The organism is Methylomonas montana, assembly GCF_030490285.1.
Lineage (GTDB): Bacteria > Pseudomonadota > Gammaproteobacteria > Methylococcales > Methylomonadaceae > Methylomonas > Methylomonas montana.
Window position 1 is genome coordinate 1,646,809 of the sequence record NZ_CP129884.1, and the last position, 16,719, is coordinate 1,663,527.

Here is a 16,719-nt window from a genome sequence, read left to right on the forward strand (position 1 = left end):
TGTCAGAAATAATATGAAAAAATACGATGTCGTAATAGTCGGAGGTGGTTTTACTGGGCTGACAGCGGCCTATGTGTTGTCCAAGCAAGGGTGCAAAGTAAGGGTTATAGAGTCAGATGTTACTCCAGGTGGACTTGCAGGAATATTTGAATTTTCTGATGGAGTGAGACTTGAGAAATTTTATCACCATTGGTTTAACAACGATATTTACGTGCCTGAGCTAGTCAAAGAGTTGGGTATGGAAGGAGACGTGATTACTTTGCCGTCTCGAACAGGCATGTACTTCAATGGTCAGATGTGGAAGTTATCTACACCTATGGATTTGCTTAGATTCACAGCGCTTTCGTTCATTGATCGAATTCGGTTAGGTCTATTGGTGTTTCAAGTAAGGCGGGTCAAGGATTGGCGGACAATTGAGCATCTCAGCATTCGTGAATGGTTAGAGTCTCTGTGTGGAAAGAGCGTCTACAAAGTAGTTTGGGAGCCGCTGATTACATCCAAATTTTCAATCTATGCGGAAGCGGTAAATGCAGTTTGGATGTGGAAAAAGCTGGTGCTACGAGGTAGTACTCGGAATGAAAAAGGTAGCGAAGAGCTTGCTTATTTTAAAGGGGGTTTCGGGCGCCTTGCAGAAGCTATGGTAACAGCGATTGAACGAAACGGTGGCGAAGTTGGTTTTACTGAGAAAGTGACCGGCTTACATACAGAGGGCAACCAACTTCTTAGCGTGACTACGACTCACGGTGATATCGCCGGTCGGCAGTTTTTATTTACGCCAGCATTTCCGATCATTGCCGATATATTTGAGGGCAATGCGGATGCTGATTGGCTGGCTCGTTTGCGTAGAGTTCGCTATCTTGGCAATATGTGCTTGGTATTACGGCTAAAACATAGTCTTTCCGAAACCTATTGGCTTAACGTCAACGATCCTGGTTTTCCCTTTGTCGGCGTCATAGAGCATACCAATTTTGATACCCCTGAAAACTACAAAGGCTCGCATATCGCCTTTTTGTCGCGTTATCTTGCCGTGGAGGATCCTGTATGGGCATATAGTGACAGCCAATATGTTGCCTTTGCTTTGGAACACCTTAAACGTATGTTTCCAGAGATGGATGAATCTTGGGTGCTGGAACACCGAGTTTGGCGAGCTGAATACGCTCAACCTGTTACCGAGCGTGATTATTCTCATTATGTCCCTGGCAGAGAAACGCCTTTTAGTAATGCTCATATTTCCAGCATGGCGCAAATTTATCCGGAGGATCGCGGTACAAACTATGCCATAAGGGAAGGCCGGGCTGTTGCTGCGGACATTTCTAAGCTTATTTCCGAATAGAATCCATGATCAACATTTTAGGTCCAGAAATTTTCTGGACCACTCTAGCCGCCGTTGTTGCCATTCTGTCATTGGCAACTGCAATAGGGCGAGGATGGAGCTATGCGTTTCCCTGTCGCTTTAGAGCTCATGCTCGCTTCTATCTGGCCCCCGCACTTGGTTTAGCATCCTTAACCATTATTGCTAGTCTTCTCGGGCGAATTCTCCCTCTGGGGAATTCGGTTGTCGTGCCATGGCTAATCATTTTACTGTTGGTGTGGTTGCTCGCTCGCGAGTCGCATAACAAGCAAGTTTTGAGTCATGCGCTATTGGTAAGTGTTTTTGGAATCGTTTGTGGTGTAAGCCTTCTAGGTCCGCTCTTCTCTTACGGTGCTTTCAATGCACACAATGATGCCTTTACCTATTTGACACATAGTAATTGGCTTCAGCATCATGCTTTTGACGAAGTTATTTCGACGGAGAAGGTGACGCCATTAACGACGCAAGTGACCCTTTACCAGCAAACAGGGTTACGCATGGGCGGCTCGTTCTTGCTTGGGATGCTACAGGCGCTGCTCAATTTACAATGGTCATCTGAGGTATATCCTGCTGTCATGATTTCCGCCATAGCAGCCTGTTGTTTAGCAATAGGATTCCCCTTGGGGCAAGCATTGCGCCAAATTCGGAGAAATATCAGGCTGGCGATATTGGCACTGCCTGCATTCAGTTTCGGTGGCTTGGTGTTTGGCGCCAATATGGGTTTCTTGCCGCAAACCATTGGTCTTGCTTTGGGGGGGGGCTTTCTGTTTTCGATAGGGCCTATGCTTCGATGGGTCGCCACGACAAATGCTAACTGGCAGAGCATTGGCAAAACGGCTTTGCCAAGTATGGCACTTTTTACTGGAGCAACTTTCGCCTATTCAGAACTTACCCCATTCTTGCTGGTAGCTGTTGCCGGTAGCGGATTAATTTTAGCTTTTCGCTTTAATGCATGGAAAAATCTGCTCCAATATGGGGGTGTTTTGCTCGGCCTTTCAATCCTTTTACTGAATACGGAATTGATAAGAGTTTATTGGGCTCTAAGCATGCAAACTGGGGCTGTTGTAGGTTCACCCGTCGTGTGGTCTTTGTTGGGTTTTGTGGCGCATGCTTTTGGTGTTCATGGTGGAGCCTGGGATATGTTCCAATGGACTGTTCCTGAAAAAGCCGGTTCGTTGACCTATGCATTTGGTTTTGTTCTGCTTGGCTTAACGTTAGCACTCGTGTTTTTCGGTAGACGACAAATATGGCTGACCACGATAAGTAGCGCGATCATGCCAGTCGTAGCTGCGCTGACTGTTTTTGCCATTGGTACCGTATATTTTCGATATTTCGTTCCTTCACCTTTCCAGAAGGGAGCGGGACAAAGCTGGAGTCAATTCAAACTAACTGACTGGTCGCACCCGTTCGTGATGGTGCTTGTTTTGCTTAGTATTGCCAGTTTACGACCGAGATTGAGAAAGTTATTCAATGGTATAGTGGTAGCCCTTTTCGCGATTGGCGTGGTAAGCGCCGCACTCACCGGTTTGGCTCGTATCACGCTTGCCAGCGTAGGAGGACCTATGCCACTCATGCTGTATTACAACGGGTTGAGTGATCTCAATCGGTTCTATCTTAAGTTACGGGATACGGTGTTTGCCACTTGCCCCGCTAGTACACCCATTTATCTGGCCCTTGGTGGTGAAAACCACAAATTCAGACAAATGGCGACACTGTACCTGTACGACCGGGAAGTCAGATCGGACTGGATGGATGATGGGTACATCTATACTCATCTCTCAAAGGAACGCAGGACGCAGGAATTAATGCCCGGTAATTGCGTGGTGGAGCGTAATAGGCAGGATGGTTGGTTGAGTCAAGGAACGCAAATTGGACCATTCAAAGTTGGTATTTTCGATGGTAGTGGAAAAATCCGAATTGAATCGGTGACTGGTGCTTATGATCGTGAAAGCGACGGAATGAATTGGTGGCACTGGGTGGAACACAAAGTGACCTTCAAATTGCAACCTCTGTTTATTCCCAATGATGCGACCCAGACGAAACTGCGCTTTGAATATGGAACCCGAGGAAAGCAGACGTTAACTTTGCGGATAATCAAACACGATGCCTCTACTCAAGAATTCTTACTGCAAACTAAAGACAATGCGCAAGCAGTGTTTGACAAGTTCATAGACTTGCCGCCGACTGAGTTTGCTGAAGTTAGTATTGAAACCGATGGAAAAGCATCTCAACTCGGAGAGCGAGATACGAGAATGGCGGCCTGGATCATTCGCAATGTAACTATCACTCCGGTGTCACCCTGAAATGATACTCACCACGTCATTGTTTCTTGAGGCTGGTAGTGCGTTCGCATATTTGACGTTTAAGCTGTTCTTGGTCATTTCCATAGCTAAACTCATCCGGTTAAAATGGGCTTTCGATCAGGTTTCTAGCTTAATTGCTGGTTGGCTACTGATTCAAGTGCTGCAGTCCGGGATCATTCTCGGCCTCTCAGCAGTCGGTCAATTGCACCGTCCTTATTTCCTGGCCTTCTCGTTCCTATCTGCTTCCTTGATTTATTGGTGTACACGATCAGTACAATTTGACTCTTGGCCAGATCATAAGTCGTGGCGAAACCAATTGCCACTTATTGCGATATTTTTCGTTTTGTTCACCATGTGGCTGCGGGCACTTTTTTTCTATGATTACACATGGGATGCGCAAACTTACGGACTTCCTCGACTGGCGTTTTGGCTAAATTACGGTACTGTGTTTGTACACATGCCGACTTTGCAATTGAATGTATTTGTGAATGAATGGAATGCAGAACTCAATGCTCTGGCGTATGCGCTTGCTTCAGGGGGCTATTTCGGATTCGGATTCGGCAATTTCGAAGTGCTATTGGTGCTGTTTGTCACGATTACTTGGGTGGCCTCCTTGCTTGGAGCACCTATATTTTGGGCGCTTTGCCTTTCGGCGGTATTGGGTTCCTCGCCTGCCATGCTTGGCTTAGCAAGTACGATTAAAGGCGATCTTCTAGCATGCACAGCTTTCATGATGGTTTTTGGTTGGCTTATCCATATCAGGAGAGGTGGATCACACCCGATGGCATTCGGGATGCTAGTGCTATCTGCAACATTAGCTGTGGGATCCAAAGTTTCGATAGTGCCCCCGGTATTAGCGATACTTACCTTTGCTATCACCTTAATGGGTAGATCCGGCATCCGAGGTCTTTGGCGATTACCGGTTCTTCCAAAGCTGGGACTTGTTGTCGGCGTGTTGGTTTTTTCCTCCCGCTTCTGGGCAAACTGGGTTGCCTATGGGAACCCCCTAAAGCGTATTGATGTGGAGAAAGCCTCATTTAGCTTGAAACACATGTTCGGTAACCTAGAACTTGTCGGGAACAGAATGTTTGGGGTCTGGGAGGAAACGCTGGGGAAGGGGGCAATGTGGGCGCTTGCTGGGAGTATGGGGTGGGCCGCTTGGTTTATTGCCAGCGTAGCCTTGCTGTCATTGATTTATATTGCTAGTCGATTTCATCCAGCGTCGGCTCAGTATCATATGCCTACAATCGAGATGTTTGTAGATGAGGGTGATAATTCTACTTGTAGAATCGCTGATCTGAGCGGGCATGAAGCGAGTATGAAGTGGTTGATTTTGGTAGCAATGGTAATTCTAGTAATCACTGTTGCCCTGATGACACTCACGGAGGCTTATCCTTGGGTCTTCCGTTATTTTGCACCAGAAATCATAACGCTGCTGGTAGTCATAGGTGCGACCATCATTCATAGAAACACCTTGTCAAGGTGGGGAGGGGTATTTGCCCTTTCGACTGTCTTGGTGGTTACGGTTAATTTATCGATCACTTTACGTCCAGGCGAAGTTCTTCCCGCTCGGCATCTTCGTGCTTTGGCTATGGAGATTGAACAAGCAAACACACCCCTCAAAAGAATTAGTCTATTTGTCAAGGGGCCATATCAAAGCGCGGCAGTCGAGGCGCTTGGCCTAGATTCTGATAATCCGCTTAACATTTTAGTTTTCCAAGATATAGATACCTCATTAATACCTTTATTTGGCAGCCATGCTCAAAATAAACTTCAAACGGTAGCAGACGTACCCGCTTTTATTGCGTCAGCGGCGATACCGCAATGGGACGCCTTAGCCATCGTTCAAAAAATCGAGCGTCGTGATCCAAATCTAAATTCTGTCTTGGAGAAGCAAGGATATTGGATTATCGTTGAAAATTCACAGTATGTGATCGCATTTCCAAAGTCACGGATTGAATTAACCCCAATTAGTGAGTTAAAAAAAGTTCAGTGGACACCTTGGGGTAACCCCCTTGAAGGAACGAAGTTAATGATTCTTGATGGAATGCCAGAGATTGAAAGTAACCAGTTGGTGGATGCCGGCTTTATTAGTCAAGAATTCAATTTTAATCACTTGATGTTTATTAGAGCGAGTTTTGATGGTGATATAGCAGGATCAGAGGGGCATGCAGCACATCTATCAGTGCATAGTAAACAACCTATCATAACTTTGCTCTCTGGCAGCTACTCCAGTTCGAAAGTTTATCAGAGTATAGTGCCTAGCTTCGGATCTGAATCGCGACAACGTTTATCTTTTGGTTTAGGTGGATGGGCTTTAGGAAGCGGTCATCTGCGATTAATCAAGCTTGAAGTTTTTCAGTTGCATATAACAGATAGAAAAAATCTTTCTACCAACGTTTCTGAACTAATGAACTAATAAAGAAAAAATAATGGTGGTTTTTATCCTTAGCGTTGCGGTACTTGGCGGGTGCGCCATGTTTGGTAGGTCGCTTTTATCAATCTGTGGAGTAAATAATCTGTCAATAATGGGGGGCAGTTTAATTTTAGGGTATGGAATTTTTGGGCTAGCCTTACTTTTATCTTTAAAGTACTTAGATAGCCCCCTGATTGGCGCATTGATTTTTGCCGGATTACTTGGTGCAATGACAACACGTCGGTTCAACTCTTCTCGAACTATTGATGGAAAAACCGAACCTTTAGCTAGTGAATTAGCTCATATTGATATTCTGACTCAGCCGAATTCACATGATTTTGTACAGAAGATAATGGAAGGTTTGATTGCTGCAGTTCTTGTTTCTTGGGTAGTTGCCATTGCACTTACCTTTGTTCCTATGAGCTGGCTGACAGTAGAACCCGAATACCGGTTTCCAGAAATTTTCGACTTGCCAAAACATTTTTTTGCAATGCTTTCGCTTTATGAAGCAAAAGATTGGCCCCCGCCCAATCCATTCTTCTCAAACGAGATTTTTGCGTACAATTTTCTTTTCTATTTTCCACCGGCGTTTATCGCCAAGTTAGTTGGCAATCCTCTAGCGATTTTTGAAACTTTTCTGTTCGCTGTAATGGTCATTGCAATAGCATTGCCCATGACGGTTCTCGACATTGTTCGAAGTATTAACCGTATAATTATTTGCTTGGCTGTAATGGTTATGGTGGGTTTAATTGGGCTCTTGTTTGGCGGATACCCCGGCGCCGGCATCAAGTCTGGATTGTGGGTTCGAATTGCTCTAGTTCCGCTTGCCGGGGTAGGCCTGCTAATGCTAGCTAGCAAAATCACACACAAACGGATCAAAGTAGTGGGAATTTTAGCCGTCGCTGCACTGTTTGTCGGTATTGCCATAGTTAATTATCCGACAACAAGGTATTTTGTTCAGTCAGCGTGGCACCCTATCGATCCAGGATTAAAAAATTTCGTCTGTTATATCCACAGTCTTCCTATGCGTTCCAGGATCGCGTTGTTTTCGACTGAGCAGGAACTTGTGGCGTTTTCGGGTCGCCAAATAGACTTTGATTTTTCACCACTTCGAACGGATTCATATATGCCCCCCGAAGGAAGACTTCGTGCTAAACATTTTTGGGGTGGCTTCACACAGAACGACTATAAAATATGGGCTGAGCTTGAGCAGCGTTATGATTATTTGATTGCTCCTACCGGGTCAAGTCCAGATGCTCGCCTTGCAACACGATTTCCTGTCAGAAAGGTTGTCGGTAGATACTCCGTGTATAAAATAGGGGCGGGACTTGAATCATAAATACTGCGCATACGTTACTTCAGCTTGTGCGATTAATTGAATAATAAGCAGTCTCAATTATTTGAATCGCATCAAGTTCATAACAATAACTTTGAATAAAAGAGTAAATCCATGCATATAGGTTTCGACATTTCCCAAACAGGTTCGGGCAAAGCCGGTTGCGGGTATTTTGCTCATGCAATGATAGGAGCCATGCTTGAGCTTGCACCAGAACACCGTTATTCGCTTTTCCCAAGCTTTGGCAATTTTTATTTTGATGCCAAAATGCCCATGCTCAATCCGTATTTTGGTAATAACGTACATTACGGTCCAAGGCACTTAACACGAGAACTGTCAGCGCAATTTTGGAATGGCTCTAGTGTCGAAAATTCTCTAGAAACACCAAGCATTATTCATTCCAACAATTTTTGGTGTCCAACTCAATTGTCAACTGGCCGCCTAATTTACACATTTTATGATATGGGTTTTGCGGTTGACCCCTGCTGGACAACAGAAACTAACCGAGTCGGTTGTTTTGAGGGCGTGTTTCGTTCGTCTATCACCGCAGACTGGGTGGTGGCTATTTCCGAAGCGTCAAAAAAACATTATTTAAAAGTGTTTCCTCATTTTCCTGATGAACGCATTCGAGTCATCTACCCCTGTTCGCGATTTTCGGATTCATCTGCAGAAGGTAAACGACCAAAGGCTTTGAATGGTGTTGAGCCGGGTAAATTTTGGCTAAATGTGGGTACTGTGGAGCCACGAAAAAATCAACGCCGGCTGGTCGAAGCCTATGCTCGCTATCTTTCGTTGGGCGGTGAGGCTATGCCTTTGGTGTTGGCAGGCGGTAAAGGCTGGTTGATGGAGGACTTCCAGGTACATTTAAACGAGCTGGGGATTAGCGCTCAGATCGTAATGACTGGCTACGTGTCCGATGATGAGTTGATTTGGCTTTATCGAAACTGTTATGCAAATCTCTATCCGTCGCTGTTTGAAGGTTTTGGATTGCCTGTTTTGGAAGGCATGCAGTTTGGGGCGGCCACCTTGAGCTCAAACACCACTTCGATTCCGGAAGTTGCGGGCGATGCAGCTATACTGCTGCCTCCTGAGGATATTGAGGGTTGGACGCAAGCGATGCTAGGGTTGGCAGTGGATAAGTTAGAAAGGGATCGATTAAGCGCCGCTGCAGTAGAACAGGCATTGCGATTTGACTGGAGACAAAGTGCAGCTGCTTTGTTGAAACTTTATGAAGAAGCGCTGGCTTCTCCAAAACGACGGATGGTGTAATGAAGAAGGCGTTGATTACCGGAATTACCGGTCAAGATGGGTCTTTCTTAGCGGAATTATTACTGGAAAAGGGCTATCAGGTATTCGGCTTTGCAAGGAGAGAAAGCTGGTATCGGCAAAATTGCGCTAGCCATTTAAATCAGCGTATAGAGGTTTTATTTGGGGATATGTCCGAAGGGGTTGATATTGCCTCCGCTATTCAGGACGCAAAGCCTGATGAAATTTATAATCTTGCTTCTCAATCTCGACCTGGCGAATCGTGGGTACGATCTGCAGAAACTTTGCTAGTCAATGGGTTGGGGACAATACGTCTTTTTGAAGCAATCCGTCATCACTGTCCAGATAGCCGGGTTTATCATGCTTCTTCTTCCGAAATGTTTGGGCAAGCAACCAGCGCGACTCAGAACGAGCAAACCCCTTTCAATCCAGTTAATCCTTATGCGGCCGCCAAAGTATATGCTCACCAAATGACTAAGATTTACCGTGAGAGCTACGGGCTTTTTATAGCCAGTGGTATTTTATTCAACCATGAAAGTGAGCGGCGGCCTTTGCATTTCGTGACTCAAAAGATTGCTTATGGTGCTGCCTGTGCAGCCTTACAGATAACTGATTCACCGGACCTAAATGAGATGGGGCGACCTATCGTTGAGAATGGGAGACTCGCTCTGGGCAATTTAAATATTGCGCGTGACTGGGGTTATGCGGGTGACTTTGTGCGTTCAATGTGGATGATGTTGCAGGCGGACACCCCTGATGATTATGTGGTTGGTACTGGCAAGATTCATACTCTCAAGGATTTGTGTGATTTTGCCTATCAGTCAGTCGATAAAGATTGGCGTGAATCTGTTGTAAGTGACGCGGCGCTTGTCCGTCCTTTGGAATCTGGCCAGACTTTGGCCGATCCTACAAAAGTAAGGTTAAAATTGGGTTGGGAGCCAGCTATTTGTTTCGAGGAAATGGTCGAGAAAATGGTTCATGCTCAGATTCAAAGATTAAAGACTATTCCAATTAAGACATGTTAGAACCGTTAGTGACGATAGCGGTCCCCTCTTTTAACCAAAGTCAATTCCTTGATGATGCGTTGGCGTCAATATTTCTACAGGAAATACCTGTTGAAGTGTTTGTACTTGACGGAGGGTCATCGGATGCCTCGGTTGATGTTATCCGTCAATGGGAACATAAATTGGCTGGCTGGCGCAGTGCTCCAGATGAAGGGCAGGGAGCCGCCATTAACGAAGGAATCGCGCAAGGTGTTGCGCCGTATGTTTGTTGGTTGAATAGCGATGATCGATTTTTACCCGGTGGTTTAAAGAAATTGTTGACTGAGTTAGAAAAGCATCCTGAAGCGCCTGCTGTTTATGGGCGTTCATGGAACCTGGTAGAGAAGTCCGGCAACTACTATCCTGTATGGGTCGAGCCATTTAATGAACGCCGCCTGGCTTTGCGCTGTATAATTTCTCAGCCCGCCACTCTGGTTAGGCGTTCAGCCTGGGAGTTTGTTGACGGCGTTGACGCAAGTTTACATATGGTTATGGACTATGATTTATGGTGGCGTTTATTTAAAAATTTAGGACCGCTATATTTTTTGGATGAGTTTGTAGCAATTAACCGTGAGCATGCTGGTACGAAGACAAATACTCAGCGTCGGACACATTATCAGGAGGCTATCAATGTTATTCGTAAATATCATGGGTCGGTGCCATTGAAGTGGTGGTTGGCTCAGCCTTATGCTGTGTGGTTTAAATCGATAGTGGCGAAGTTTTAATAAAAAGGTCAAATGAGGGTCTTACACTTTTACAAAACCTCGCTTCCAGACACCATTGGGGGGGTTGAACAGGTCATTAATCAGATTGCTAGAGGTGCCTGCGAATTTGGTGTCAAAACCGATGTGCTCTCTTTAACATCGGATCGTGTGACAGACGCGATTGAAATCAACGGCTACTTAGCTCATCGAGCACGATTAGATTTAGAATTTGCATCTACGGGTTTATCAGTATCAGCGTTTTTACGTTTTTATCAGTTGGCGCAAAAAGCGGATGTCATTCATTACCACTTTCCCTGGCCTTTTATGGATTTGGTCCATTTTGCAACAAGGGTGAACAAGCCAACCGTATTGACCTACCATTCCGACATTATTCGTCAACAATACCTACTAAAACTTTATCGTCCGCTAAAGCGAAAATTTTTGGCGAGTGTCGATCGGATTGTTGCGACATCGCCGAATTATTTCGCAACTAGTGATGTATTAGGGAAATATTCTGACAAAGTTAGCGTTATTCCAATAGGCTTGGATAAAAATACTTATCCGGAGCCTTTGCCAGAAAAGTTGGAATATTGGCGCCGGATGATTGGGCCTAAGTTTTTTTTATTCGTTGGTGTTCTGCGTTATTACAAAGGGCTGCATATTTTATTGGAAGCTGTCCAAGGAACAGATTATCCTGTGGTTATCGTTGGCGCTGGACCTATCGAACATGAACTGAAAGCTCAGGCCGCTTTATTAGGGTTACAAAATATTTATTTCCTTGGCCATTTACCCGATGATGATAAGGTTGCCCTTTTACAATTATGTTATGCAGTGGTTTTTCCCTCTCATTTGCGGTCAGAGGCATTTGGTATTTCTCTACTGGAAGGAGCCATGTACGGCAAAGCAATGATTTCCAGCGAGATTGGTACTGGCACGACTTTCATCAATATTGGCGGGGAAACCGGATTGGTCGTTCCACCCAGTGACCCAGTTGCTTTGCGGCAAGCAATGCGTTACTTGTGGGAGCACCCCGATGAAACTGAAATGATGGGCCAGCGAGCCGAGCGACGCTATTGGAAACACTTCACAGCCGAGAGGATGGTTAAAGCTTATGTGGATTTATACAGCGATTTGTTAAAGTGTCGGCAGAAATAGTGTGCTGATCGTCCTACATCTCCGTTTTGTAGATATTTGTGCGCAATGAAAATCGATCTGTAGGTACAAAGGGGCTGCATTGCGGGTTTGTTCATGATAATTAATGATGGTAAACCACCAGGCTATGCAGGTGGACTCAAAAAGTTTTACCGTATAAAACGGTCAATTGAATTCTCAGAAACTTGATCAATAGTTTGGGGAATCCAAAGGAGAGAGTACTAGTGCCTGAGGCACATGAGATGGAATTACAATTATCACGTTGTGTTTATCCCGAAACGAAGACGAAAAGTGATGTTTGGCCAATTGCGCAAACATTTAGGATTGATATTCTATGAGTTGGCGTAGCCGAAAGGTTGTGAGATTGTTGACGGGGAGCTAATGACGATTCCAAGCAATGCAATCCAATACTGGTCTTGCTTATTTTAGAAAAATACTCTGAAATTGAAGTACCGTACAATGCCAGCCTATAGCAGCAATAAACTACCCATTGGGTGAGTTCTCTTCTTATTATTATTTCTGAAAAGTGAAAATTAATTATATCGGCTATTTCAATCCGCTTATTTATAGCGGCGGCGGGGAAATGGTCATGCGTTGCGTTATTGAATCCGGAATGACGCGTGGACATCAATTCGGTATCTCCGCTGTTCGTCCAGGTGATTGCAATTATAGCGATTCCGCCGATTTGGATCTTGTTGCTGATGTGTTTAATTATCCCGGTACACTTAAAAGTCTCGGCGCTTGGCGCGATTTTTCAGAGGGGTTTATAAAAAAAATCGTCGATACTCGACCTTTTATCCATTTCAATAATGCCTATGCTGATGTTTGTAATCTTGGTTATCTGCCCTGTTCAGGCGATAATGCGTTAGAAATTTGTCCGCACAAGTCTCCAACACACTTGCTACGCAACCTTGCTGCTAAAGATTTTTCGGCGCAGTGTTTTTCCCGAAATGAGCTGGTTCAACGGCTTTTTCAACATTCTAAATTGAATGTTTTTGTTTCACCTTTGCATCATCTGATTTGTCATAAATTACTTAATCTTATAGAAGTAGCTCCAAGTTTCATCATGAAACCGGTGATTGATGGCAAACGTTTTTTCAACCAAAATTTGGATAGAGATATAGATTATCTATTTGTCGGCATAATTGGTGAAGCTAAAGGTCTAAACGCTATGCGCGAGCAATTTAGCGATAAAAATATTCACCTGATCGGTAAGTTATTTCCAGGCACTAAACTCGATTTTGGCATCTATCACGGTCATGTCCCATACGATGAAATTCCGCATTTTATGAATCGGGCTAAGAATTTCGTTTTTTTGCCGCGCTGGCCGGAACCGCAAGGACGTGTGGTTATTGAAGCAGCATTGTGCGGATGCAATTTGATTGCCAACGATAATGTGGGGGCGATGTCCTTTCCCTTTGACATTTCATGTCTGGAAAACTTTCGGAATGCTACTGATGAGTTCTGGGAAACTATAGAAAATCTTTGATGAATCAATCTATCATGCCAAAAATCAGTATCATTATTCCAGTGCTTCATTTAAGCCGGCCACTAAACAAAAAGCGGTTCTTTATGCCGCGATATACGATACGAGAAGTGCTTCATGATATTCGGGAGAACGTTTCAATTACTCATGAAGTTGTGGTGGTTTGCAATGGTAATGATCCAGAGCTCATTGATCTAGTTAAAACTCATCCTCAAATTGATAAATTCTGTATCAATAACCAGAATGCAGGTGTGGCTAGATCTTGGAATATGGGAGCGCAATTGGCGGAAAGTGAGGTGCTGCTCTACTTGAATGATGATGTTTCGATTGGTAAGGGTAGCGTTGAAATGCTCTATGAAACACTTTATGGTGCCTCCGATGTCGGTGAGGTGGGGCCGCAGGGTGCTCGTTGGCGTGGTGCTGAGCACGATTGTTTTGTTGGTGAGAATGATATTGAAGAAGCCGATGCTATTTCCGGTTACTGTTTTGCCATTCGTTCTGATATTTTTCATAAAGTAGGAGGGTTTGATATAAATTACTCCCCTGCGGGTTTTGAAGAAATCGATATGAGTTTTACCATAAGAAAAGTAGGAATGCGGTGTTTGGTTGTACCTAATCTGGAAATTAACCACTACCATCACCATGGCGTTAGTGCCTATCGTTCTGAAATAAAATACCTATCTCAAACTATAGACAGCCATACTTTACATGAGCGTAACAAAGCTTACTTTGTAAAAAAGTGGTTATTAGGATAAAAAAATACAGATGATTCGGAATTGGATTCAACGATTATTGCCTAATAGAACGGTAGTTTATGGAGAGCAGTTTTTTCGAGATGCTTGGTTTATGGAATGGCAAACTCTTAAAGATGTGCTTGGCGAATTGATTAAGGAGTTGGGAGCGAAGCAACGCTTTCTGGATTTTGGTTGTGGCCCTGGAGTAATGATTGATTACATGAATGACGCAGGTTTTTTTTATGTTGGCTGCGACTATTCAGACGAAGCGCGGCACCTGTACGGGCAGCATTTTGGTAAATACCCAGAAAGATATATGGCCAATCTTGAAAATATTGATTCGCAGCATTTTGATGTTTTTATATCATTCGACGTTTTTGAGCATATGACTGATGAACAAATAGGCGAGGTATTGAAGACTACAGCCAATATTCCATTGCTGATGCTTAATATTAGTCGAGACCGACGGACGCCTGGTCATATCAATATAAAATCAGACCAAAAATGGATTGAGTTTTTTGAAAATAGGGGCTGCGATTTTGAGTCAGTTTTAAGCGAATGTCTCAGGAATAAGTATAAAATTCTGCGCGTCGGCTGCCCTGATCGGTGGGATCGTAATCTATTTGTTTTTTCTCGAGTCTCTCTATGATTTATAGTCGGGGATTACAGTTACAAGAGGATGAATACTTCCAACAGCCGCGATTTGATATAGAAGATCTTATACCTATTAATAGCCGAAATATACTTGAAGTTGGCTGTGGATTTGGTTGTCTAGGACAAGGTCTAAAAACAAAGCGAGACTGCGAAATCGATGGAATAGAAATAAACCGCGCCGCAGAAAGCCATTTGCGTGGCACTTATAGGAAGTTCTGGATTGGTGATATTGAAGAGCTTGACCTATCTGAATTCCCTAAAAATTATGATTGCATTATTTTTCCAGATGTTCTTGAACACTTGCGTGACCCATGGTCTTTACTAATGCATTTTACAGATCACTTGATTCCTGAGGGCGTGATAATTGCGAGTGTTCCAAATATTCGTAATATCGGTATTCTTTATCGCCTGATTGTTCAAGGTCGATGGAGCTATGAAAGTTCGGGTGTGCTTGATATAGGGCATCTTCGTTTTTTTACGCGCGAAGAAATCAATCGGCTGTTTTTTCAATGTGGGCTTGAAATTGAAGTTATAGAAGTAAATAGAGATAACTATTCAGGTTTCAAAGGAGTAGTGTCACGTGTTGCTAGGTTATTTATTTCTGATATTGATGTTTGTCAATTTAGAATAAAGGCAAGGAAATTATAGAATATATGGTTAAGTCTAGTTTTATTTGTTTTATCGAGCGGCTATGCTAGTTCTGTTTCAGTTAATAACTATAGCTTGGACGTTATATATTGGTTAGTTTAAAATGCCGGTTTGGTTCTCTGGTAATTCTGTCATTGGCAAGTTATTTTCTGGGCTTTGGTAGTCAATTACTTATTTCTTATTATTTTGGTACTTCGTCAAGCTTAGATGAATATTGGGTCGCCTTTTCAATAATTAACTTGCTGTGTTTTTATACGGGAGCTTTTAAGGAGGCTCTCGTCCCTATTATGCATCAATCTAAGGATGCTAAAGAGGCTGGTGGGGTGCTTTCGGCAGCACTACTATTGTTGAGTGGGATTGCAATTTTATCAGTAATTTTATTGATATTGATCCAAGATATGTTGGTGGCTCTTGTTGCCGATGGTAATGAGGTTGATGATAGGAGTATTGGTTTAATTCTTTACTGGTTTCTGCCTTCTATCTTGTTTTTCGTTTTATCTGAAACGATGAATGCGCTGTTGGCTTGCTACGACAAAATCATTTTTCAAACCATGGCTAGACTTTCCGGGAGCGTAGCAATGATTGCTTGCCTTTTTTTATACGCCGCTAGTCTTGGCGTTAAAAGTATGGTGATCGGGGTAGTTTTAAGCCAGATATTCGTATTGTTTTTTTCAGCTATTGCGTTAAAAGTACAAGGTATAAAGTTGGCTAAACCCAGGTTTTCAGTTTTTATGCTCGGAAAGTTTCATAAATTGTTTTGGTCGCTTTTGTTAACTTATTTTTTGGCGCAAGGTTATGCTATTTATGAGCGGTCAGTTATGTTGGCAATGAAGTCGGGAACTATTGCATCATTCCAATATGGGGTGACATTAACTAATGTGATTGTTAGTGTTATAGCTTACCCTTTGGCTAATTTGCTATGGCCTAGGTTTTTAAATAGTAATGCGGAAAAAAATATTGATGATGCTATCTTTACAGCATTGAGATCAACGGCAGTTTTATATGCTGTTTTATTGATAATATGTTTATTTTGTTTTTCTAATTCCTATAGGATTGTTGAAATAGTTTATGCTCGTGGGGCTTTTGATAGCGCTTCTATTGATCTTGCTTCTAAGACTTTTCGCGCTGCTATTTTTACTGCTATACCGATAGGTTTTTTTTCTGTTTTTGGGCGTTTTTTGATGTCTGTCGGTGCTGGTTATGCATTTGCTTTAGTTAGTGTTATTGTTTCGTTTTCAGGTATTGCTGTGTTGGCAGTTTCTAGCTTTTTAGGTAATTACAACTTTGTGCTTTTTCATTGGCTAATTTCAAACTCAATTGGCACATTGTTTTGTGTGATAATTTTCTTTAGAAAATTTCAAATTAGTGAATATACAGTTCGAATATGGTTTTTTTGGTTGTTTAAAGTTTCAATCATTGTGATGCTGTTAGGTATATGCTATGAACAACTCACAATTAAATTTGGTGCGAATAGATCTATTGTTTACACTGCGATTGATGGTGGTGTGTTTTTTGTTGCTGCGTGGTTGGGTCTTAATATTTTTAGACTTATTGATATATATAAACCAAATTTGAATTTTAAAGCCTAGCATTGAAGCCGCGTCTGGTTATTTTAATATTTTTTAT

At 43.1% G+C, this 16,719-nt stretch carries 13 protein-coding genes and 1 pseudogene; all 14 read left to right on the forward strand.

Going from position 1 to position 16,719, the window contains the following annotated elements; genetic code table 11:
* Positions 1-13: 13 nt before the first annotated feature.
* On the forward strand, positions 14-1,333 hold the full coding sequence (locus QZJ86_RS07725) for an NAD(P)/FAD-dependent oxidoreductase (protein ID WP_301937872.1): 1,320 nt from the start codon (positions 14-16) through the stop codon (positions 1,331-1,333).
* Positions 1,334-1,338: 5 nt separating this feature from the next.
* Positions 1,339-3,654 (forward strand): hypothetical protein, encoded by a 2,316-nt coding sequence (locus QZJ86_RS07730; protein WP_301937874.1) that lies wholly within the window; start codon positions 1,339-1,341, stop codon positions 3,652-3,654.
* 1 nt (position 3,655) lies between these two features.
* Positions 3,656-6,073: a hypothetical protein gene (locus QZJ86_RS07735; RefSeq protein WP_301937876.1), complete on the forward strand. Its 2,418-nt coding sequence runs from the start codon at positions 3,656-3,658 to the stop codon at positions 6,071-6,073.
* A 13-nt stretch (positions 6,074-6,086) separates the two neighbouring features.
* The gene (locus QZJ86_RS07740) at positions 6,087-7,409 is read left to right on the forward strand and encodes a hypothetical protein (protein ID WP_301937878.1); all 1,323 of its coding nucleotides are present in this window, start codon (positions 6,087-6,089) and stop codon (positions 7,407-7,409) included.
* A gap of 111 nt (positions 7,410-7,520) precedes the next feature.
* Complete coding sequence (locus QZJ86_RS07745; RefSeq protein WP_301937880.1) at positions 7,521-8,675, forward strand: glycosyltransferase family 4 protein; 1,155 nt, start codon at positions 7,521-7,523, stop codon at positions 8,673-8,675.
* Positions 8,675-9,697 carry a GDP-mannose 4,6-dehydratase gene (locus QZJ86_RS07750; protein ID WP_301937882.1) on the forward strand — a complete coding sequence of 341 codons (1,023 nt, stop codon included), beginning with the start codon at positions 8,675-8,677 and terminating at the stop codon, positions 9,695-9,697. Before QZJ86_RS07745 ends, QZJ86_RS07750 begins: the two co-directional genes overlap by 1 nt.
* Positions 9,691-10,440 carry a glycosyltransferase family 2 protein gene (locus QZJ86_RS07755; protein ID WP_301937884.1) on the forward strand — a complete coding sequence of 250 codons (750 nt, stop codon included), beginning with the start codon at positions 9,691-9,693 and terminating at the stop codon, positions 10,438-10,440. Before QZJ86_RS07750 ends, QZJ86_RS07755 begins: the two co-directional genes overlap by 7 nt.
* A 12-nt stretch (positions 10,441-10,452) precedes the next feature.
* A complete protein-coding gene (locus tag QZJ86_RS07760) occupies positions 10,453-11,574 on the forward strand; it encodes a glycosyltransferase family 4 protein (RefSeq protein ID WP_301937886.1) in 1,122 nt (373 codons plus the stop codon).
* A 234-nt stretch (positions 11,575-11,808) separates the two neighbouring features.
* Positions 11,809-11,916 (forward strand): annotated as a pseudogene (locus QZJ86_RS07765) (transposase); the annotation flags it as partial.
* 181 nt (positions 11,917-12,097) lie between these two features.
* The gene (locus tag QZJ86_RS07770) at positions 12,098-13,060 is read left to right on the forward strand and encodes a glycosyltransferase (protein ID WP_301937888.1); all 963 of its coding nucleotides are present in this window, start codon (positions 12,098-12,100) and stop codon (positions 13,058-13,060) included.
* A complete protein-coding gene (locus QZJ86_RS07775; RefSeq protein WP_301937891.1) occupies positions 13,060-13,812 on the forward strand; it encodes a glycosyltransferase family 2 protein in 753 nt (250 codons plus the stop codon). Before QZJ86_RS07770 ends, QZJ86_RS07775 begins: the two co-directional genes overlap by 1 nt.
* Before the next feature lie 91 nt (positions 13,813-13,903).
* Positions 13,904-14,440 carry a class I SAM-dependent methyltransferase gene (locus tag QZJ86_RS07780; RefSeq protein WP_301937893.1) on the forward strand — a complete coding sequence of 179 codons (537 nt, stop codon included), beginning with the start codon at positions 13,904-13,906 and terminating at the stop codon, positions 14,438-14,440.
* Positions 14,437-15,093 (forward strand): class I SAM-dependent methyltransferase, encoded by a 657-nt coding sequence (locus QZJ86_RS07785; RefSeq protein ID WP_301937894.1) that lies wholly within the window; start codon positions 14,437-14,439, stop codon positions 15,091-15,093. Before QZJ86_RS07780 ends, QZJ86_RS07785 begins: the two co-directional genes overlap by 4 nt.
* A 134-nt stretch (positions 15,094-15,227) precedes the next feature.
* Positions 15,228-16,682, forward strand: coding sequence for a lipid II flippase MurJ (locus tag QZJ86_RS07790; protein WP_301937896.1), 1,455 nt, complete (start codon positions 15,228-15,230; stop codon positions 16,680-16,682).
* Positions 16,683-16,719 lie beyond the last annotated feature (37 nt).

What these genes read in the sequence shown, in the direction of transcription:
- QZJ86_RS07725 (WP_301937872.1), top strand. Translation starts at nt 14, where the DNA reads ATGAAAAAATACGATGTCGTAATAGTCGGAGGTGGTTTTACTGGGCTG.
- QZJ86_RS07730 (WP_301937874.1), top strand. Translation starts at nt 1,339, where the DNA reads ATGATCAACATTTTAGGTCCAGAAATTTTCTGGACCACTCTAGCCGCC.
- QZJ86_RS07735 (WP_301937876.1), top strand. Translation starts at nt 3,656, where the DNA reads ATGATACTCACCACGTCATTGTTTCTTGAGGCTGGTAGTGCGTTCGCA.
- QZJ86_RS07740 (WP_301937878.1), top strand. Translation starts at nt 6,087, where the DNA reads ATGGTGGTTTTTATCCTTAGCGTTGCGGTACTTGGCGGGTGCGCCATG.
- QZJ86_RS07745 (WP_301937880.1), top strand. Translation starts at nt 7,521, where the DNA reads ATGCATATAGGTTTCGACATTTCCCAAACAGGTTCGGGCAAAGCCGGT.
- QZJ86_RS07750 (WP_301937882.1), top strand. Translation starts at nt 8,675, where the DNA reads ATGAAGAAGGCGTTGATTACCGGAATTACCGGTCAAGATGGGTCTTTC.
- QZJ86_RS07755 (WP_301937884.1), top strand. Translation starts at nt 9,691, where the DNA reads ATGTTAGAACCGTTAGTGACGATAGCGGTCCCCTCTTTTAACCAAAGT.
- QZJ86_RS07760 (WP_301937886.1), top strand. Translation starts at nt 10,453, where the DNA reads ATGAGGGTCTTACACTTTTACAAAACCTCGCTTCCAGACACCATTGGG.
- QZJ86_RS07775 (WP_301937891.1), top strand. Translation starts at nt 13,060, where the DNA reads ATGAATCAATCTATCATGCCAAAAATCAGTATCATTATTCCAGTGCTT.
- QZJ86_RS07780 (WP_301937893.1), top strand. Translation starts at nt 13,904, where the DNA reads ATGGAATGGCAAACTCTTAAAGATGTGCTTGGCGAATTGATTAAGGAG.
- QZJ86_RS07785 (WP_301937894.1), top strand. Translation starts at nt 14,437, where the DNA reads ATGATTTATAGTCGGGGATTACAGTTACAAGAGGATGAATACTTCCAA.